This window comes from Campylobacter sp. IFREMER_LSEM_CL1846 (genome assembly GCF_025772105.1).
GTDB classification, from domain to species: domain Bacteria; phylum Campylobacterota; class Campylobacteria; order Campylobacterales; family Campylobacteraceae; genus Campylobacter_D; species Campylobacter_D lari_D.
Map to the genome: position 1 here is coordinate 21,022 of NZ_JAKMRM010000005.1, position 20,097 is coordinate 41,118.

The following is a 20,097-nucleotide window of genomic DNA, read 5'->3' on the forward strand; positions in this document are numbered from 1 at the left end:
AATGGATATTTTTGATGAAATGTTTGCAAAAAGCCCTAAAGAAAAATTTATCGAAACAATAAAATATGCAAATTTAGGTGCATTAGAAAATGTTTTAGAAAAATTATTAGCCGATCATATCGCTATGATAGAGCTTTTAGAAAAAAATAATTTAAATGAAAATGATGTAGCGCAATTTCAAATGGAAAATTCACTCTTAATAGATGAGAGAAAAAATGATTTTTATATAGGCTTAAGTGCTGAAATTTTAGGGCATGAGGGTTGATTTTGCGTTTATTTTTGTCTTTATTTTTGATGTTTAATTTTTTAAAAGCTGAAGTATTTTTTGATTATACTTATAAATTTACCTTAAGTAAAGATGAAAAAGCAAGTGTAAAAATAAAAGAAATTGATTATCCTGATGAGATTTATTATTTTGACTTTTCATGGACTTTATTTGATCAAACTAATATCATCGTTCATTCAAGGTATAAAAAATACCCTAGGCAATTTGTGATGTCTTTAAGAAGAAATTTAAATTGGGTAGATCAAACTTTAGTGCCTGATTATAAAAATCCACACATAGATAGAGCAAGATTAATACTTGAATTTAGTGATTTTAAAAAAGGTGAGGCTATTTTCACTATCTACATAGAAGATAGAGATAAAAGATTAGAAGTGGAATTTTTAGATCCTAGAAAAGTCACTCTTAATCAAAACTAAAGTAAAATTTAATAAAATATAATTATAAGAAAATTAAGGAAAGCATGGTGCAAAAGATAGATCAATATATGCATGAATTTTTATCTGAATTAAATTACAAGCCTATTTTAATAATGAGTTCAAAACTTCAAGGCGGTAAAAAATTACGCTCAAAATTACTTTTAAAAATAGCTAGTAAAAACGATATTAGTTATAAAATTTGTGCCATTATAGAATTAATCCATGCTGCAAGCTTATTGCATGATGATGTGATTGATGAAGCAAAATTAAGAAGAGGTGTAAAATCTATCAATGAACAATTTGGAGCCAAAAATGCTATCATGCTTGGAGATATTTTATACTCAAAAGCCTTCTATGAACTTTCTTTAATAGATTTAAAATTAGCAAAAATCATCTCCAATGCTGTTGTAAAGCTTTCCGTTGGCGAATTAATGGATGTAAATTTAAGCGAAACTTTCAATACCGATAAAAACGCTTATTTGCAAATGATATATAACAAAACAGCCGTTTTAATCGAAGCTAGTGCAAGATGTGGGGCTATACTTGCTAATTTAAATGAAGATGATTTTGCAGAATATGGTAAAAACTTGGGCTTGGCTTTTCAAATCGTAGATGATATTTTAGATATCAAAGGCGATGAACAAACCTTAGGCAAACCCGCCATGAATGATTTTAAAGAAGGTAAAACCACTCTTGCTTATATGTATTTATATGAAAAATTAAATCCACAAGATCAAGAAATACTTAAGTCTTATTACAAGAAAGATTTAAATATAGATGAACTTACTTGGATTAAAAATAAAATGCAAGAGCATGAAATTTTTAATCAAATTGGTCAAGAATTAAACACCTATGCAAATAATGCCTTAAAAGCCATAGAAAAATACAATATAAAAGATTTAGAAGATATTATTAAAAGTATGATAGAAAGGGAATTTTAATGCATTATTATTGTATCAGTTTTACGCACAAAAATACAGATATTGCTACTAGAGAAAAACTTTCCTTTTCCAATGAAGATAAAAAAAGAGAACTATTAAGATTAATCCATACTAATAATAAAATTCTAGAAAGTTTAGTGCTTAGCACTTGCAATAGAGTTGAAATTTTTCTTTTTATCGGAGAAATTGAAAGTATCAATGAACATATTTTAAAAACACTTAGTTTGCTTTGTGGGGTTAATAAAGAAAATTTAAGCACAAAAGCTGATTTTTATGAAGATAGTGGGGCTATCCATCATTTATTTTCTGTGGCAAGCTCACTTGATAGTTTAGTTATTGGAGAAACACAAATTGCTGGACAATTAAAAGATGCTTATAAATTTGCTCTACAAGAACAAAGATGTGGTGTGCATTTAACTAGAGCAGTCCATTATGCTTTTAAATGTGCAGCAAATATTAGAAATCAAACTGAAATTTCCAAAAATCCTATTTCAGTTGCTTCAGTAGCAGTAGCAAAAGCCAAAGAGCTTATAAATTTAGAAAATAAAACTGCAGTTGTAGTGGGTGCAGGGGAAATGAGCGAGTTAGCCTGTAAACATTTATTAAATGCTAAAGCTAAAGTATTGATTTTAAATCGAGATATACAAAATGCCCAAAAACTTTGTGAAGATTTAGGTGAAAATGCAAATTGCGAAAGTATCGCAAATTTAAAAGAAGCATTAAATAAATATGAGATATTTTTTAGCGCCACAAATGCTCCACATGCTATTATAACTAATGACATATTAGAAGAAAAAGATTATAAAAGATATTTTTTTGATATAGCAGTGCCTAGGGATATTGATGTAAAAGCAAATGAAAAAAATATAGTTTATGCTGTTGATGATTTAGAAGAAGTTGTAAGAAAAAATTTAACACTAAGAGAACATCAAGCCCAGATTGCTTATTCTATAGTAGGCACTATGACAAATGAGTTTTTTCAACACCTAAGCAAACTAGCAACCTTACCTTTGGTTAAGCAATTACGCTTGCAAGCTGATGAAATCGCTAAAGAACAATTACAAAAGGCCATAGATAAAGGATATTTAAAACACTCAAATCATGAAGAAGCAAGAAAGCTTATAAGACAGGTGATGAATGCATTTTTACATCATCCTAGTGTAAATTTAAAAAAACTAAGTGGAACTATGCAAAATGACTCTGTTGTAAATGCCATGCGTTATGTGTTTGATTTAAAAAATGAAAGCATGGAAGGTTTAAACTTCTATAAATGTGAATTTAATTTGGAGAATAATCATGAAATTTAGTAAATTTTATGCCATAAGCACAAAAGAAAATCCAAAAGATGCTACCCTGCCAAGTCATATATTTTTAGTTAAGGGTGCTTTTGTAGAACAAATTGGAAGTGGTTTGTATAATTTTTTACCTTTAGGAAAAAGAGTTTTAGATAAGATTAAAAATATCATCAAAGAAGAAATGGATAAAGCGGGAGCTTTAGAAGTAAATTTAAGCTTTAATACCCCAGCTGAACTTTGGAAAGAAAGTGGGAGATTTAATGTTTTTGGTAAAGAGCTTTTACGCTTTAAAGATAGAAAAGAAAATGATTTTGTCTTAGGACCAACTCATGAAGAAGCCATAGTAGCTTTGGTTAGAAATAAAGTAAATTCTTACAAGCAACTTCCTTTGCATTTATATCAAATAGGACTTAAATTTAGAGATGAAGCTAGACCTAGATTTGGGCTTTTAAGATGTAGAGAATTTTTAATGAAAGATGGCTATAGTTTTCATAGCAATGAAGCTGATTTAGATAAAGAATTTAATCTTATGCATGAAACTTATAGTAAAATTCTTACAAGATTAGGGCTTGATTTTAGAGCTGTTGAAGCTGATAGTGGGGCTATTGGCGGAAGTGGATCAAAAGAATTTATGGTTTTGGCTAAAAATGGCGAAGATGATATATTATTATGTGAGCATTGTGATTATGCTGCAAATATCGAAGCAGCAAAAAGAGCTAAAAAAAGTTGCGAAGATGAAAGACCAGAAGCTGATTTTGCTACACAATTTCACACTCCAAATGTAAAAACTATGGAAGAATTAGCAGAATTTTTTAAAATTAATCCTTACTATACTGTTAAAGCTATTGCTAAAAAAGCTATTTATGAAAATGAAGAAAAAATTGTAGTATTTTTTATACGCGGCGATGATGAACTGCAAGAAGTTAAAGCACTAAATGCAGCAAATGCATTAGAATTGGCCGATGTAAGTGAAGAAGAATTAGAAAAAGCAGGTTTGGTACCAGGATTTATCGGCTTTGTAGGATTAAATGGAGTTGATTTTTATATTGATCGTGAGCTTGAAAATGAAACAAATATGATTATTGGAGCAAATAAAAAAGATTATCATTTAGTCGGAATCAATGTTGTAAATTTAAATAAAGAACGCTTTAAAGATCTTACCGCAGTTAAAGAGCATGATCTTTGTCCAAAATGTCAGCACAAGCTTAAGCAAAGCAAAGGTATTGAAGTAGGGCATATTTTTAAACTTGGAAATAAATACTCAAAAGCAATGAATGCAAGCTATTTAGATGAAAATGGTAAAGCTCAATTTTTCACTATGGGTTGTTATGGTATGGGAGTGAGCCGTTTAGTAGCTGTTGCTATAGAAGCAAGCCATGATGAAAAAGGTTGCATTTGGAATAAAACTTTAGCTCCTTTTGTTTTAGATATTATCGTTTCTAATATAAAAGATACAAAAGCTATGGAATTTGCCGAGCAAATTTATACTCATTTTAAAGATAAAGAAATTTTGTTTGATGATAGAAATGAGCGTTTTGGTGTAAAGATTAATGATTTTGAATTAATGGGCTTTCCTTATGCTTTAGTTATAGGTAAGGGCTTAGAAAGCGATGAAGTAGAGTTAATCCATAGAAATACCCTAGAAAAACAAGTTTTAAAAACCCAAGAAGTAATTTCACACTTAGAGAAAATTTTATGATAGCAAAAACAAATTTAAGTGCTTTTTTGATTTTAGAATTGATTGCTAGTATTTTATTTATAGTCTTTTTTGGTTTTTTAAATTTTTTTATGATAGTTTTTGCAAGTATGTTTTTAGGAGCAATGTTTTTAGCAAAGACTTGGACAAATCTCATCACTATGCAAAATGCCAATACTAATTTATTTGGTATGATTAAATTATTTTCCTTAACTATAGTTGGAATTTTACTTTTAATACCAGGAATTTTAAGCACATTTTTGGGAATTTTACTCTTATTTTTTATGATGATATTAAAATTATTTACAAAACAAAAAAGAAAATATCATCAAACAAACAACGAAGAAGAAATCATAGATGTAGAAATCATACAGGAGCATAAAAAATGCAATTAATCATCGCAACAAGAAAAAGCCAACTTGCATTATGGCAAAGTGAGTATATAAAAAATAAATTATTACAAACACATTCTGATTTAGAAATTTCTTTAGAGAGTTTTAAAACTAAAGGTGATGTTTTACTTGATTCTCCTTTAGCTAAAATAGGTGGAAAAGGACTTTTTACAAAAGAACTTGAAGAAAGTATGTTAAGAGGTGATTCACACTTAGCTGTGCATAGCTTAAAAGATGTGCCAAGCTTCTTTCCTGATGGCTTAGTTTTAGCTGCTATTTCAAAAAGAGAAGTGGTAAATGATGCTTTTTTAAGTGAGTATTATGAAAGCTTAAATGCTCTTCCAAAAGGTGCAAAAGTAGGCACTACAAGTCTTAGAAGAAGAATGCAGCTTTTAGCGTTAAGACCTGATTTAAATATCATTTCTTTAAGAGGTAATATCAACTCACGCTTAGAAAAACTTAAAGCTAAGGAATTTGATGCTATTATTTTAGCTCTAGCTGGCATTAAACGCTTGGGTTTAGATAAAGAAATAAAATACATTAGGGCTTTTGAACTTGATGAGATAATACCTGCAGCTTCTCAAGGAGCTTTAGGTATAGAAAGCATTGATGATAAACAAATTTTAAAATACCTTGAATGCTTAAACGATAAAAATGCCTTTGTAGAAACTTATATAGAAAGAGATTTTATAAAAACCCTAGAAGGTGGTTGTCAAGTACCTATAGGAATTAATGCAAAAATCATTGATGAAAAAATAGAAATTCGCGCCATAGTGGGCTTACCCGATGCAAGTAAAATTTTAAAAGAAAAAAGAGTGATTGATAAGCAAAATTACTCAAATGCAGGCGAGCTTTTAGCCAAAGAAATGATAGCAAAAGGTGCAAAAGAAATTTTAAAAGAAGCAGAGAGTATGATATAAATGCAAAAATTCGTAGAGCTTTTAGAAAAAAATAATTTATTAAAAACCATCCATGAGCCAGTAGATGTAGAACTTGAAATGGCACATTTAGCTTATATAGAAGTTAAAAAAGAAGACTCTAAAGCCTTGCTTTTTACTAATGCAGTAAAAAATGGCAAAAAATACGATTATCCTGTATTATTAAATACTTTTTGCAGCAAAAAAGCTTTAAATTTAGCATTTGGAAAAGATTATGAAGATGTAGCTAAAGAAATTAGCTCTTTACTTAAAATGCACATACCGCAAAGCTTTGGTGCGAAATTAAATTTTTTCAAAACCTTGCTTGATTTAAAAAATATCCCACCAAAACGCATCAAAAAAGATGGAGAATTTAACTACAAAAGCTTAAATTCTTTATATGAAATACCTATTTTAAAAACTTGGGAAAAAGACGCTGCACCTTTTATCACTATGGGGCAAGTTTATACTCAAAGCATAGATGGAAAACAAAATAATCTTGGAATGTATCGCTTGCAAGTAGTTGATGAAAAAACCTTGCTTATGCATTGGCAAATTCACAAAGACGCGAGCCACTTTTTCCATGAGTATAAAAAAGCAAATCAAAAAATGCCAGTAAGTATAGCCATAGGTGGAGATCCTTTATATATTTGGTGTGCTCAAGCGCCTTTACCAAAAGGTATTTTTGAACTTTTACTTTATGGTTTTATCAAGAAAAAACCTGCTATTTTGGCAAAATGCAAAAGCAATCACCTCTATGTGCCTTATGATAGTGATTTTGTGATTGAAGGTTTTGTAAATCCAAATGAATTTGCACCCGAGGGACCTTTTGGAGATCATACAGGCTTTTATACTCCTATTGAACTTTGTCCTGTCTTAAAAGTAGAAAAAATCTTTGCTAAAAAAAATGCGATTTATCAAGCTACTGTTGTAGGAAAACCGCCTTTAGAAGATAAATACATGGGGCTTGGCACAGAAAGAGTTTTTCTACCTTTACTTCAAACTAACGCACCTGATTTGATAGATTATAACATGCCTGAAAATGGAGTTTTTCATAATTTAATCTTAGCCAAAATAGAAGCAAAATATCCAGCTCATGCAAAACAAGTAATGCATACTTTTTGGGGAGTAGGGCAAATGAGTTTTGTAAAACATGCTATTTTTGTCGATGAAAATGCACCTTGCTTGCAAGATTATGACAAGCTCATACCTTATATACTTAATCGTTTTAATGAAGAAAAATTACTTATTAGTGAAGGAATTTGCGATCAACTCGATCATGCTTCAAGCACTTATTGTTACGGTGGTAAAGCAGGACTTGATGCGTGTGGTGATGAGAAAAAAGTTGAACTTGAAATTCTAAGCGATGAAGCTTTGTTTTCACTTTTTAAAGAAAAAGATCAAAATATTTTAAAATTAAAACAATTTTACACCCAAACCTTTGCTCCAATTTGTGTGATCTTAATTGATAAAAAAGAAAAAATTGCTCAAATTTTTGAAAAACTACAAATTTATAAAAAACATTTTAGAATTTTAGTTTTTTTAGATTCAGATGCTATTTTGGAAAATCCTTATATGTTAATTTGGCGTGTGGTAAATAATATCGATGCAAAAAGAGATATATTTATCAAAAAAGATTGTGTTGCAATTGATGCGACAAATAAAGGATCATTAGAAGATTATCATAAAGAATGGCCTTTAATGACAAATTGCTCCAAAGAAGTTATAGACAGACTTATTGCAAAAAAATTACTTGTAAATGATGAAAAATTCTTCAAAAAGTTTGAAATTTTTTAATTTTAAACTTTTTGAGAACACTTTTTGCTTATTAAATATATATATTTTTAATTTAAATATTAAGTTTTTTAAAATTGTGTCGATAGTGTGTTTTAGAGTCTTTTAAAAAGGAGTTTAAAATGGACATTAGCAATATTCAAAGGGATACAAATATAACTCATTTTAACACAAAAAGTGTTGAAAAGCCATCTCAAGAGAATAAGCAACAAGTTGATTTAAATGATCAAGATGAGAATTTAAATGAAAAATTAAAAAACGCAACAGAAAAACTTAATAGACAAATGGAAACATTGGAAACAAATGTGCGTTTTGCGTATAATGATAAAATAAACGAAATGTATGTAAATGTCACCGAAAAAGACACAGGTAGGTTAATACGCAAAATTCCTAGTGAAGAAGTTATGAAATTAATAGAACATTTTAAAGGTGTTATTGGCACCATTTTTGATAAGGAGAGTTAATCATGGCAGTAGGTAGTTTAGGAAGTTTAGGTATAGGTTCAGGAGTTTTAACAAGCGATACGCTTAATAAGCTTAAAGAAGCAGAAATGAATGCTCACTTAAAGCTTTATAACACGCAACTTGAAACTAACACTTCAAGACAAAAAGACTTAGCAGAGCTTGAAGCTAAACTACTTGCTTTTCAAACTGCTGTAAATAGTCTTGGCGATACTTCTCAATTTAACAAAAAGAAAGTTTCTCCTAGTGTGAGTGGCGATAGTGCGGCTGCTAGCTTAGTTGTAGGCTCTTTATCTAATCTTTCAAATATGAAAGTCATAGTCGATCAACTTGCTCAAAAAGATGTTTATCAAAGCAATGGTTTTAAAGACAAAACCTCTACTGTCATGGGCAGTTTAGGCATAAAAGGTGATGAAAATGGCAAAGCTTCTTTTACTATCACCCAAGATGGAAAAGACTATAAAATAGAGATCGATAAAAGTACAACCGTAGCTCAACTTGCTGAAAAAATCAATTCCGCCACAGGTGGTAAAATAGAAGCTAAGCTAGTAAATACCGGAGATAGAGACAATCCTTATCGTTTAGTAGTGCAAAGCACTGAAACAGGAACTAAAAACAATATCTCTTTTTCAGGTAATGATGAACTCTTAAAAGCTATGGGTTGGGAGCTTGATAAAAATAGCATTAGTGCGGGTGGTTTGTATGGTTTTAGACCTCAAGGTGCTGGAGATAAGGATAAAGATAAAATAAGTGGATCGTTTAATAGTGCGATAAATCAAGAAGAGAAACTTTTATCCAAAGGAGAAAGCACTTCTTTAACTTTTGTTATAAAAAATGGTGAAAGATATGATAGATTTACTATTGATATAGACGAGAATACTACTTATAAGAGCTTAGCAGAAGATTTAAAAAAACAAACTAATGGAAAAGTGGAATTAAGCTTTGGAGAAGATGGAAAATCTTTTACTTTTAGAGCTACCAATGGTGGTGAATTAAGTCTTTTTGATGGTGGTTATGCAACTGATGCTGATGGCAATATAGATCAAGCAAATTATGCTAGAGATCCAAATGCCAAAAATTTACTAAGTAAAAAATTTGGAATTGATTTAGATTATAGCACACCACAAGGCTACAATGTTTCCAAAGACAATGAAAACCATATCCAAAAAGGTATGGATGCTATCTTTAGTGTAGATGGCGTTAAGATGATTAGATCAACTAATACCATCACAGATATAGGACCTGATATTACCCTAGAGCTTAAACAAAAGGGTGAAATTAGTTTCAATGTTACTCAAGATACTGAAGCTATAGCACAATCTTTAGAAAGTTTAGCTACTGCTTATAATGATTTGATGATCAATCTTAATGCAGCGACAAAATACGATCCTGATGCAGGGACAAAAGGAAATTTCGTAGGTGTAAGCTCGATTTATAATATAAAATCACAAATTAACAATATTTTGCTTCAAACTATCACAGTAGATGGAACAATCACAGTTGGAGATAGTGATACTTCAGATGGTGTTAAAGTTTCTTCAAAAGTAAGTTTATCTCTAGCTGATTATGGTTTGACTTTAAATGATGGGGTTTTAACCTTTGACTCTGGAAAATTTAATGCTAAATTTAACGAAGATCCTGAAATGGCTGAGAAATTTTTCGTAGGACACAATGGCTTTGAAGACATTGATCTAACAGGAGATAGAGTAAGTAAGTTTGATGAAAATGATATAGAATTCAAAGAAGGTGGTTTTACCATTACTTATAATGATGAAACTATAGATTTAAGTAAAACTGCCAATGGAGATCCTTTTAAACTAACTGGTGCGGATGATATAGAAAAAGCTAAAAATTTAGTTGATCATATAAATAGTTTTGGTTTAGAAGGTTTAGAAGCTAGTTTTGAAATCATTAATCAAGGTAACGAGAATCAGCAAATTCAATTTAGAATCAAAGGAACATCAGGAAGTAACCTAGAAATTCAAGGCGATAAAGAATTTTTGAAAAAATTTGGCTTAAGTCCAAAAACTATATATTCAGTTTATAAAGAAGAAACTGGAACCTTTGGGGTATTAAAAAACACTATGGGTGAGATGATGAGTTCTGATGGTTCTTTTGGGGGTTATAAAGACTCTTTAACTAAAGAATCAAAAAATCTAAACGAAACTATAGAAAATACTAAAAAATCCATAGAAAGCAGATATGACACAATGTGGTCAAGATGGGCTGCATATGATGGTATAATTGCAAAATTAAATAACCAAGCAAGTGTTATTACAAATATGATTAATGCAGCAAATAATCAAAATTCTTAAAAATAGAGAGGATTTAAATGCTAAATAGTGCAGTATATAATGCGTATTCACAAAATCAAACTGGTGTAGAATCCCAAGAAAAACTTATAGAGATGTTATATAGTGGGATTTTACGCTTTGCAAGTAGGATAAAAATAGCTATTCAAAATGGAAATATAGAAGAAAGAGTGTATTATGTAAAAAGAGCTAGTGCTATTTTTATAGAATTGTTAAATTGCCTTGATTATGAAAAAGGCGGAGAAATAGCACACTACTTAAGTGGCCTATACACTAGAGAATTACAACTTCTTTCTTTAGCAAATATAGAAAATAGTGAAGCAAGAGTAGATGAAGTTATCAATGTAGTCAAAGGCTTGTTAGAGGCTTGGAGAGAAGTTCATCAAAAATGAGTGAAAAAAAATGGATAGATGAGTTTAAACTAGCTGTATATACTGAAGATGTGGAAAAAATAGTTAAACTCATAGAAAAACCTGACTTTAAAGATTGTCCCAATGAGGCTTTAGCTCTTACCAATGAGGCAATAGCTTTTATGAAAAAAAAGCAAGATGAAGTAGCAAAAAATTTACAAAAACTTAAAAAAGCATCTGCTTATATGAAATAAAACATGGCGATAAGCCGAGTTCTGTCAAGAGCGATCATTTATCTAGACTTGTTTTTGCAAACAAGTTCAAGCGAAGGGTTATATTATAAGACTAAAACCACCCCTTCTTGCTGCGGATTGGGTTTACATAGCTAGCTTTGTTACCAAAGCTACTGGTAGGCTCTTACTCTACCGTTTCACCTTTTCCATATAATATGGTAGTTTTCTTTCTGTTGCACTTTCCCTTAGGTTACCCTAGCCATCCATTAGATGGAATCCTTGTCTTATTGCAGCTCGGACTTTCCTCTTCAAAAGAAGCGATCGCTTGCCATGTTTAGATAAATTTTATCAAAAAAATCATTTTTATACTAGAGTAAAAATAAGATTTAATGTAATTTTTAATTCATTTTCATATTTTACAAGCTCTAAATTTTTGACTTTTATATAAGGATCTAGTTCTTGCAAAAATTGCATTAAAAAATAAAAATCACCATTAAAACTCAATCTTAAATCATAATAAGTAAAATACCGATCTTGACTTTCATGACTTTGGATTTGTAAAAACCTTACTTTAGTGAGATTTTTTTCTATATTTTTTAAAACACTTTGATAATCTTTACTTTCTTCTAAGGATATTTCATTATCAAAAGATTGCAATTTTTCATCTTTAAAATCAAAAATCAATTCTTGTTTTTGCTCATATTTTGCTTGTAAAATAAATAACTCATCTTTTGATAATTTCATTTGTTTTTCGAAATACTCAAAAATACTCATATAGATTATAAAAAAACCAAATACAAAAGCCATTATCAAAGTCAATATAAATTCGCGTTTAGATAATCTCGTAAAGATATTTTCTAAATTTTCATAAAGATTTTTCAAAAACAAGAGTAATTTTTTCATCGTTAATTTCTTTATTTTTTAGCACAAAATGATATTTTTTAAAATCATCATAAAAATCATAATCTTTATTAAGCTTTATGATAAAATCATTATTTTTTATATATAAAGCTTCTATATAACTTTGATGAGAATTTAAGACTTTTAAAAAATTATAAAAATCCTTATAGCAGAGCGTATTTGCATAAAATTTTTGTAACAAATCAACTTTTTGTTCATTTTTTTCTTGTAATTTTTCAACTTCTTGATTTTGTTTTTGATTTATTTTTGCTTGCTCTAAGATATCATCTTGATTTTTGATTAAATTTTCATATTTTATTTTTTCTTTTTCATAAAATGATTTTTGCGTATATAAATACAAAGGATAAACTAAGGCTAGTAAAATCCCGCATGTAAAAGCTAATAAAATTTTAAAACTAAAAGATTTTAAATGATTTATTTTTGCTTTATTAGCAAAATTAATTTTAACTCGATCATATTTTTTTAATAATTTTTGATAGAAAGTATTACTATTAAATTTATCAAAACTGCTAAGATTTTGAGTATCGTCTATACTTATGATGTTTTTATATGTATTTTTTAATTTTTCATCATATATTTTACTATAAGTATTTAATGGCATAACTTTGCAATTTTGAAATTCACATCCCAAATACTCCACTAAAACTATGTATTTTTTCTTAAATAATAATGCAAGATTTTCACTATTTGTATCATTCCTAAAATACACTTCAAAGAGCAGGGGTTCTGGGATTACATAATCAACATCTAAAATATCTTCATATTTACACAAAAATACATGAGTAAAAGATTTATCTTGAAAATACTTTAGCTCATATGAAAAATCATCTTTAAGACCAAGTTCCTCAAAGCTCTTTTTTAAGATTTCATCTTCACTAATAGGATTTGCAAGTTTTACATATAAAAGTTTTTCATAAGTAAGAAAATCTTTTTTGATGATTTTTTTACTCATCATAAAGGATTTTTTTGAGATTTTGCTCGTTTTTATGCCAATTTTTTTCTAATTGAACGAACAATTTTAACATTACCTTTTTTTGCGCTAATTTTTCTATCTTCATCCTAGCTTCTTTACCTATACGCTTAATTGTAGCTCCATCTTTACCTAGTATCATTCCTTTATGAGAATTACTATCTGTAATGATGATAGCGTTAATATAATAAATTTGCTCAAGCTCTTTGATTTTTTCTATTTTTACTTCAGTGCTATAAGGAATTTCATCACTTAAATTTTCATATATGGCTTCTAAAATAAAATCTCTATAGATATCCTTTTCATTTGTGGTAGTAATAAACTCAGGATCAAAATAATACGGATGTTCAGGCAAATACTTAATCATCTCATCTAAGAGAATTTTTTTATAAAATTTTTGCTTAGCAGAATAGGGGATAATGGCGCTAAAATGTGAGTTAAACTGAGAATACTCGCTTAATTTTTTAAGTAAGACTTCTTTTTTTACCAAATCAACCTTATTGATTAATACAATATGCGGCACTTTAGGATTTAAACTTAAAAAATTTTCATAATCTTTAATATCATCATAAATACTAGCTACAAATAAAATCACATCACAATCTGCAATGCTTTTAATCGCCAAATCAATCATAAGCTGATTCATAGCTTTAGAGCTTGCATGCAAGCCTGGTGTATCTATAAAAATAAGCTGATGATTCTCATGCATTATAATTGCATTAATCTTTCTTCTTGTGGCATTTTGCTTATGAGAAACCATAGCCACTTTTTCTTCTAATAAAGAATTAAGGATAGAACTTTTTCCCGCATTAGTTCTACCCACTATGCTTATAAAGCCACTTTTCACAAGATATACCTAGCTAAATCTTTATTTTCTATGATATCTCCAAGTTTAACTTGCACTTTAAAATCATCTATTTTATAAACTTTTCCAGCATATTCATCTGCTTCAAAACTAATATCTTCCAAAAGTTTTTCCACCACCGTGTGTAAGCGTCTTGCACCAATATCTTGCATTTCTTCGTTAGCCTTGCTTGCTATTTTTGCTATTTCTCTAATAGCCTCATCTTCAAAAACAAGCTCTACATTTTCGGTTTTTAAAAGCTCAATGTATTGTGTTAGTAATGAATTTTTAGGTCTTGTTAAAATAGCATATAAAGCATCCTCATCTAGCGAATCAAGCTCAACCCTTAAAGGAAAACGCCCTTGAAGTTCAGGGATTAAATCACTTGGCTTGCTTAAATGAAAAGCACCTGCTGCGATAAATAAAATATGATCAGTTTTTAAAGGTCCAAATTTAGTTTGTATAGTACTACCTTCAACTATAGGAAGCAAATCCCTTTGCACTCCTTCTTTGCTTGGATCTTGGCGGTTTGAATTTGAGCTTGAAACTGCTACTTTATCTATCTCATCAATAAAAATAATCCCTTCATTTTCAGCTCTTCTTAAAGCCTCGCCTTTAATACTTTCCATATCAAGAATTTTTTCACTTGCTTCTTGAGCTAAAGCTATTCTTGCATCTTTTACTTTCATTTCTTTTTTAACTTTTTTATTACCCACGCCAATAACTTTTACTATATCTTGCATAGCACCCATTTCAGGTGGTAAATTTGGATTAGTATCAAACACGCTTTGTGAAATTTCAACTTCTATTGTGCTATCATCTAAATCACCAGCTTTTAATTTCACGCGCATTTTTTCTAAAGAATTTTGATACTCTTCTTGTTTTTCTTCACTAACACCCTTTGGTAAAGGTGGTAAAAGTTTTTCTAAAATTTTATTTTCTATAAATTCATTAATTTTGTCTTTATTTTTTTCTTTTTCTTCGTTTTTTACTAAATTTAAAGCAGCATTAGCTAAATCTCTAACCATGCTTTCTACATCACGCCCAACAAAACCAACTTCAGTATATTTACTTGCTTCAACTTTTACAAAAGGAAGTCCCATCATCTTAGCAAGGCGTCTTGCAATCTCTGTTTTACCAACCCCAGTTGATCCTATCATTAAAATATTTTTTGGCATGATATCATCTTGAAGTTCAGGGCTAAGCTGCATTCTTCTATAACGATTTCTTAAAGCAATTGCTATGATTTTTTTGGCATTTTTTTGTCCAATTACATAATCATCTAAAAATTTTACAATCTCTTTTGGAGTTAAATTCATTTATCATCCTCAATTACATAAGTTTTAATATTTGTATTAGTATAAATGCAAATTTCACCAGCTATTTGCAAGCTTTCTTTGACTAATTCTTCTTCATCTAAATTTGAATGTTTGGCTAAAGCTCTTGCAGCAGAAAGTGCATAATTACCCCCACTACCAATAGCGGCTATAGCACCATCTTCAGGCTCAACTACATCTCCAGTTCCTGAAAGTAAAAATATATGATCTCTATCTAATACCAACATCATTGCTTCAAGTTTTCTTAGGTATTTATCCTTACGCCATTCTTTTGAAAAATCTATTGCAGCTTTTAATAAATCACCCTTAGAACTAGAAAGTAGTTTTTCAAACATATCAAAAAGATTAAAAGCATCAGCGGTGCTTCCTGCAAAACCTGCTAATACTTCTCCATTGTTTAATTTTCTAATTTTAACTGCATTGTTTTTTAAAACAGTGTTTCCAAAACTTACTTGTCCATCTCCACCAATTACAGATTTATTTTTACCTTTATAAGCTAAAATTGTAGTTGCGTGAAACATTATTCTCCTTTAACTTCTAGCTTAAATACAGCGTGAATTGCATGGCCTAATTTTGCTGAAATTTCATGCACACCAAGCTCTTTTATAGTATCACATTCTAAGCTTTTTTTATCAAGCTCTATACCTTTTTGATCTTTTAATGCATGTGCGATTTCATCTTTAGTAACCCCACCAAACAAGCTTCCATTAGCTCCTACAGGCTTAGCTATACAAATAGTGATTTTAGATAATTCCTCTTTTAATTTTTCCAAATTTGCAAGTTCAAATCTTAAATTTTCAGCCTTTTTCTTTTGCTCTGCTTCATATTGTTTTAAAACTTCATGCGTAGCAGCTTTGGCAAAACCTTTGGCAATTAAAAAATTTTGTCCATATCCATCTTTTACTTCTTTAACTTCTCCTGCTTTTCCTAAGCTTTTTACATCTTTAATTAATAATACTTTCATTGTTTTCCTTTTTAAAATTTTCTTCCATTTTTACCTGCGATGATAAATCTCAAAGCATTTAATCTTATAAAGCCTGCTGCATCTTTTTGATCATACACAGCATCTTCTTCAAAAGTACAATAAGCCTCGCTAAATAAGCTATCATTCGCACTTTCTCTGCCTATTACCATTACATTACCTTTATATAATTCAAGTTTAACTTTACCATTTACATATTTTTGCGACTCATCAATTAAGGCTTGAAGCATTAATCTTTCAGGCGAGAACCAATAGCCATTATAAATTAAACTTGCATATTTTGGCATTAATTCATCTTTTAAATGTGCTGCTTCTCTATCAAGAGTGATACTTTCTATAGCACGGTGTGCTTTTAAAAGTATGCTTCCACCTGGGGTTTCATAACAACCTCTACTTTTCATACCCACATAGCGATTTTCGACAATATCAAGACGACCTATACCATGTTTTGCACCAAGCTCGTTAAGTTTTGCTAAAAGCTGCGCAGGAGACATTTTTTCTCCATTAATAGCACATAAATCGCCTTTACTAAACTCAAGATCTATCACTTCGCTTTCATTTGGAGTTTCTTTTAAATCTTTCACCCAACGCCACATATCCGCTTCAGGTTTAGCAGCAGGATCTTCAAGTACTAAACCCTCATAAGAAATATGCAATAAATTTGCATCCATAGAATAAGGTGACTTACCTGGCTTTTTAGCTATATCAATACCATGTTTTTGCGCATAAGCTAAAAGTTTTTCACGGCTATTTAAATCCCATTCTCTCCAAGGAGCAATGATGGCTAAATTTGGATTTAGCGCCAAAGCACCTAATTCAAAACGCACTTGATCATTCCCTTTACCGGTTGCCCCATGACTAATAGCATCTGCTTTTGTTTTATTTGCTATTTCTACTAAAGCTTTTGTTATTAAAGGTCTTGCTATACTTGTACCTAGTAAATATTCTCCTTCATAAATAGCATTTGCTCTAAACATAGGAAACACATAATCTTTTACAAATCCATCTTTTAAATCTTGAATAAAAATATTTTCTTCTTTTACACCCAAAGAAAGCGCTTTTTTTCTAGCAGGTTCAAGCTCTTCGCCTTGTCCAATATCTGCTGTGAAAGTTACTACTTCACATTTATACTCATCTTGTAGCCATTTTAAAATTATACTTGTATCAAGTCCGCCAGAATATGCTAAAACTACTTTTTTAATATCTTTTTTCATTGTCTTTCCTCTTTGTAAAAAAATGATTGTAAAATTTAACGAATTTAGCTTAATATAATGTAAAATATTTAGACATTTTATAACATTTTCTTGTATTTTTTGATAAAATATTTTTATGAGAATAGATAAATTTTTAAATGTAGTTAATATTACTAAGCGTCGTGCTATTTCAGAAGATATGTGTAAAAGTGGTGTAGTAAGTATAAATAATCAAGTAGTTAAAGCTAGTAAAGAAGTAAAAATTGGCGATGAAATAAGCATTAAATTTATAGAATATACCAATACCTATAAAGTCTTAGATATACCAACAACCAAAAGCATACCAAAAGCTATGCAAGAAAAATATGTGGTAAAAATCCAATGAAAGAAATGATTTTAAGCCAAAATGAGCTTTATAAGCTTTGTGAAATTTTACCTAAAAATGGAGTTATTTTACTTCAAGGGGATTTAGCAAGCGGTAAAACTACTTTAGTACAAAATTATGCTCAATTTCTTGGAGTAGAAAAAACGCTTAATTCTCCTACATTTTCTATCATGCAAGAGTATGATTTTCAACAAGGTAAAATGTATCATTATGATATTTATCAAGAAGGTTTTGATGGGCTTTTAAAAAATGGCTTGATTGAAAATTTTTTTGAAGATGGTTTGCATTTGGTAGAGTGGGGTGATGAAAAATTAAAAAAATATTTAGATAAATATCAAATTTTTAATATAATTTTACAAATCATTCCTTATGAAAATAAAAGAAAGTATATAATACATGAGTAAGCTAGAAGCTAGAAATTTAGAAAAAATCATTAAAAAAACTAAAATCATACACGATGTTTCGCTAGAAGTGCAAAGTGGAGAAGTTGTAGGACTTTTAGGGCCTAATGGAGCAGGAAAAACTACGAGTTTTTATATGATATGTGGGCTTATTTTACCAACAAGTGGACAGGTGTTTTTAGACTCACAAGATATCACAAAAGAACCGCTTAATAAAAGAGCAAAGCTTGGCATTGGGTATTTACCTCAAGAAAGTAGTGTTTTTAAAGACTTAAGCGTAGAAGAAAATTTACTTTTAGCCGCCCAAGTAATATATAAGGATAAAAATTTATTAGAACAAAAGATAGAACAAATGCTAGAATTACTTAGCATAGAGCCTATTAGGCACAGAAAAGGTATGAGCTTAAGCGGGGGTGAAAGAAGGCGTTGTGAAATCGCAAGATCACTTATGTGTGATCCTAAATTTTTACTTTTAGATGAACCATTTGCTGGGGTTGATCCTATCGCAGTGAGTGAAATTCAAAGCTTGATTAATGATTTAAAAGCTATGAATATAGGTGTTTTAATCACTGATCATAATGTAAGAGAAACTTTAGCAATTTGCGATAGAGCTTATGTGATTAGAAGTGGAAGGTTGCTAGCTAGTGGTAATGCTAATGAAATTGCGCACAATGAAGATGTTAAAAAATATTATCTTGGAAGTGAGTTTAGACTTGAATAATGCTTAAACAAAAAACCTCTATAACACAAAAAGCAAAACTATCACAAACCTTAAGATCTTGGCTTCCTATATTGCAAGCTAATATTGAAGATCTAAAAGAAAGTTTAGATGAATTTGCTAAAGAAAATCCTTTTATAGAGATCAAAGAAAACTCAAGCATTACAAACAATCAAAACAAGTATTATCAAGAGTATTTTAGTAAAAATACCACTACGCAAATGATTGATGCAAAAAGCTTGGAAGTAAAAAATGTATATGAACTTTTAAGCGAGCAAATCATACCACCATTTTTTCCCACTAAAAAATCCCAAACCATTGCTGAAAAAATCATAGAATGTTTAAATCATGAAGGTTATTTTGAATATGATGAAGAAATTTTAGGTGAATTTGATCCTTTAGAAGTAGAAAAAATCAGACAAAGATTTAAGTATCTTGAGCCTATTGGAGTAGGTGCAAAAGACAATCAAGAAGCTTTTATTTTTGCATTAGAGCATTTTGACTTAGATGATGAGCTTTATGAGTTTTGCAAAATGTTAATTTTAAATTTAGAAAATGCAAAAGATTTTATCAAAGATCCTTTGTATAAAAAGGCTATAGCGATAATTAAAAAAATCTCCATTCCACCTTTTTTGGAGTATTTTGAAGAGAGCATGGAAATTATTCCTGATATATTTATTTATCAAGAAAATGGTGAAATTAAAATTAAAATTAATGATGATTATTATCCTGAAATTGCTTTTGAAGCAGATGGTTTAGATCATGAGTTTTTAAGTGCTTATTTAAAAGATGCAAAAAATTTAATCGATGCACTAGCTATGCGTAAAGCTACCCTTTATAAACTAGGGCTTATGATTATAGAATATCAATATGATTTTTTCATGGGTGGGGACATCAAACCTATGCAGCTTAAAGATTTAGCACAAGATCTTGAAAGAAATGCTTCTACTATTTCAAGAGCAATTGCAAACAAATACTTAAGTTGTGATAGAGGTTTAATACCTTTAAAATCTTTCTTTACCACCGCAGTTGATGATGGTGAAACTTCTAATGCTACAATCAAAGATTTTCTTAGTAATTTAATTAAAAAAGAAAATCCTAAAAAACCTTTGAGTGATTTGAAAATTCTTGAACTCACTCAAAAAGAATTCCCAAGTGTGCAACTAGGGCGTAGGACTATCACTAAATATCGTATGCAACTTGGTATAGGAAGCTCAAGTGAGCGTAAAAAATTATATGAATTGATGTAGGAA

At 29.8% G+C, this 20,097-nt stretch carries 23 protein-coding genes and 1 other RNA gene; 16 read left to right on the plus strand and 8 right to left on the minus strand.

Annotation, left to right across the window (positions count from 1 at the left end; translation table 11 throughout):
- The first annotated feature begins 1 nt into the window (after position 1).
- The 12 genes from L8W40_RS03445 to L8W40_RS03500 all read left to right on the plus strand — a co-directional run bounded on the left by L8W40_RS03445 (position 2) and on the right by L8W40_RS03500 (position 11,114).
- The gene (locus L8W40_RS03445) at positions 2 to 265 is read left to right on the plus strand and encodes a DUF2018 family protein (RefSeq protein ID WP_258107334.1); all 264 of its coding nucleotides are present in this window, start codon (positions 2 to 4) and stop codon (positions 263 to 265) included.
- 29 nt (positions 266 to 294) lie between these two features.
- Complete coding sequence (locus tag L8W40_RS03450; RefSeq protein ID WP_133318977.1) at positions 295 to 702, plus strand: exporting protein; 408 nt, start codon at positions 295 to 297, stop codon at positions 700 to 702.
- A 47-nt stretch (positions 703 to 749) separates the two neighbouring features.
- Positions 750 to 1,643, plus strand: coding sequence for a polyprenyl synthetase family protein (locus L8W40_RS03455; RefSeq protein WP_263664673.1), 894 nt, complete (start codon positions 750 to 752; stop codon positions 1,641 to 1,643).
- Positions 1,643 to 2,950, plus strand: a complete 1,308-nt coding sequence (hemA, locus tag L8W40_RS03460; protein ID WP_263664674.1) for a glutamyl-tRNA reductase — start codon at positions 1,643 to 1,645, stop codon at positions 2,948 to 2,950. Before L8W40_RS03455 ends, hemA begins: the two co-directional genes overlap by 1 nt.
- Positions 2,937 to 4,637, plus strand: a complete 1,701-nt coding sequence (locus L8W40_RS03465; protein WP_263664712.1) for a proline--tRNA ligase — start codon at positions 2,937 to 2,939, stop codon at positions 4,635 to 4,637. Before hemA ends, L8W40_RS03465 begins: the two co-directional genes overlap by 14 nt.
- On the plus strand, positions 4,634 to 5,029 hold the full coding sequence (locus tag L8W40_RS03470; protein ID WP_133318888.1) for an FxsA family protein: 396 nt from the start codon (positions 4,634 to 4,636) through the stop codon (positions 5,027 to 5,029). The genes L8W40_RS03465 and L8W40_RS03470 overlap by 4 nt, the downstream gene beginning before the upstream one ends.
- On the plus strand, positions 5,020 to 5,946 hold the full coding sequence (gene hemC, locus L8W40_RS03475; RefSeq protein ID WP_263664675.1) for a hydroxymethylbilane synthase: 927 nt from the start codon (positions 5,020 to 5,022) through the stop codon (positions 5,944 to 5,946). The genes L8W40_RS03470 and hemC overlap by 10 nt, the downstream gene beginning before the upstream one ends.
- Positions 5,947 to 7,740 carry a menaquinone biosynthesis decarboxylase gene (locus tag L8W40_RS03480; protein ID WP_263664676.1) on the plus strand — a complete coding sequence of 598 codons (1,794 nt, stop codon included), beginning with the start codon at positions 5,947 to 5,949 and terminating at the stop codon, positions 7,738 to 7,740. It begins immediately after the preceding gene.
- Between the two features lie 119 nt (positions 7,741 to 7,859).
- Positions 7,860 to 8,201: a FlaG family protein gene (locus L8W40_RS03485; RefSeq protein ID WP_133318891.1), complete on the plus strand. Its 342-nt coding sequence runs from the start codon at positions 7,860 to 7,862 to the stop codon at positions 8,199 to 8,201.
- Positions 8,202 to 8,203: 2 nt separating this feature from the next.
- Complete coding sequence (gene fliD / locus L8W40_RS03490) at positions 8,204 to 10,513, plus strand: flagellar filament capping protein FliD (protein WP_263664677.1); 2,310 nt, start codon at positions 8,204 to 8,206, stop codon at positions 10,511 to 10,513.
- Between the two features lie 17 nt (positions 10,514 to 10,530).
- On the plus strand, positions 10,531 to 10,902 hold the full coding sequence (gene fliS / locus L8W40_RS03495) for a flagellar export chaperone FliS (RefSeq protein WP_133318893.1): 372 nt from the start codon (positions 10,531 to 10,533) through the stop codon (positions 10,900 to 10,902).
- The gene (locus L8W40_RS03500) at positions 10,899 to 11,114 is read left to right on the plus strand and encodes a hypothetical protein (RefSeq protein WP_133318894.1); all 216 of its coding nucleotides are present in this window, start codon (positions 10,899 to 10,901) and stop codon (positions 11,112 to 11,114) included. The genes fliS and L8W40_RS03500 overlap by 4 nt, the downstream gene beginning before the upstream one ends.
- Here the strand turns inward: L8W40_RS03500 and rnpB are convergent.
- The 8 genes from rnpB to L8W40_RS03540 all read right to left on the minus strand — a co-directional run bounded on the left by rnpB (position 11,109) and on the right by L8W40_RS03540 (position 17,361).
- Positions 11,109 to 11,430, minus strand: an RNA gene (rnpB, locus tag L8W40_RS03505) — RNase P RNA component class A. The two genes, L8W40_RS03500 and rnpB, sit on opposite strands and share 6 nt — an antisense overlap.
- Before the next feature lie 26 nt (positions 11,431 to 11,456).
- Entirely contained in the window at positions 11,457 to 11,996 is a 540-nt protein-coding gene (locus L8W40_RS03510; protein ID WP_263662447.1) for a hypothetical protein, read from the minus strand.
- Positions 11,959 to 12,969 carry a hypothetical protein gene (locus L8W40_RS03515; protein WP_263664678.1) on the minus strand — a complete coding sequence of 337 codons (1,011 nt, stop codon included), beginning with the start codon at positions 12,967 to 12,969 and terminating at the stop codon, positions 11,959 to 11,961. The genes L8W40_RS03510 and L8W40_RS03515 overlap by 38 nt, the downstream gene beginning before the upstream one ends.
- Positions 12,959 to 13,831 carry a GTPase Era gene (gene era / locus L8W40_RS03520; protein ID WP_263662445.1) on the minus strand — a complete coding sequence of 291 codons (873 nt, stop codon included), beginning with the start codon at positions 13,829 to 13,831 and terminating at the stop codon, positions 12,959 to 12,961. Before era ends, L8W40_RS03515 begins: the two co-directional genes overlap by 11 nt.
- Positions 13,828 to 15,147, minus strand: a complete 1,320-nt coding sequence (gene hslU / locus L8W40_RS03525) for an ATP-dependent protease ATPase subunit HslU (protein ID WP_133318898.1) — start codon at positions 15,145 to 15,147, stop codon at positions 13,828 to 13,830. Before hslU ends, era begins: the two co-directional genes overlap by 4 nt.
- A complete protein-coding gene (hslV, locus tag L8W40_RS03530; RefSeq protein ID WP_263664679.1) occupies positions 15,144 to 15,686 on the minus strand; it encodes an ATP-dependent protease subunit HslV in 543 nt (180 codons plus the stop codon). The genes hslU and hslV overlap by 4 nt, the downstream gene beginning before the upstream one ends.
- Positions 15,686 to 16,129, minus strand: coding sequence for a 50S ribosomal protein L9 (gene rplI / locus L8W40_RS03535; protein WP_039618280.1), 444 nt, complete (start codon positions 16,127 to 16,129; stop codon positions 15,686 to 15,688). Before rplI ends, hslV begins: the two co-directional genes overlap by 1 nt.
- 11 nt (positions 16,130 to 16,140) lie before the next feature.
- Positions 16,141 to 17,361, minus strand: a complete 1,221-nt coding sequence (locus tag L8W40_RS03540) for an argininosuccinate synthase (protein ID WP_263664680.1) — start codon at positions 17,359 to 17,361, stop codon at positions 16,141 to 16,143.
- A 115-nt stretch (positions 17,362 to 17,476) separates the two neighbouring features.
- On the opposite strand from L8W40_RS03540, the gene L8W40_RS03545 reads away from it, so the two are divergent.
- The 4 genes from L8W40_RS03545 to L8W40_RS03560 are packed head-to-tail and all read left to right on the plus strand — an operon-like array spanning position 17,477 to position 20,094.
- Entirely contained in the window at positions 17,477 to 17,725 is a 249-nt protein-coding gene (locus tag L8W40_RS03545; RefSeq protein WP_066007995.1) for an RNA-binding S4 domain-containing protein, read from the plus strand.
- Positions 17,722 to 18,129, plus strand: a complete 408-nt coding sequence (tsaE, locus tag L8W40_RS03550; RefSeq protein ID WP_220566375.1) for a tRNA (adenosine(37)-N6)-threonylcarbamoyltransferase complex ATPase subunit type 1 TsaE — start codon at positions 17,722 to 17,724, stop codon at positions 18,127 to 18,129. Before L8W40_RS03545 ends, tsaE begins: the two co-directional genes overlap by 4 nt.
- Complete coding sequence (lptB, locus tag L8W40_RS03555; protein WP_039618272.1) at positions 18,122 to 18,847, plus strand: LPS export ABC transporter ATP-binding protein; 726 nt, start codon at positions 18,122 to 18,124, stop codon at positions 18,845 to 18,847. Before tsaE ends, lptB begins: the two co-directional genes overlap by 8 nt.
- Entirely contained in the window at positions 18,847 to 20,094 is a 1,248-nt protein-coding gene (locus L8W40_RS03560; RefSeq protein ID WP_133318902.1) for an RNA polymerase factor sigma-54, read from the plus strand. The genes lptB and L8W40_RS03560 overlap by 1 nt, the downstream gene beginning before the upstream one ends.
- Positions 20,095 to 20,097 lie beyond the last annotated feature (3 nt).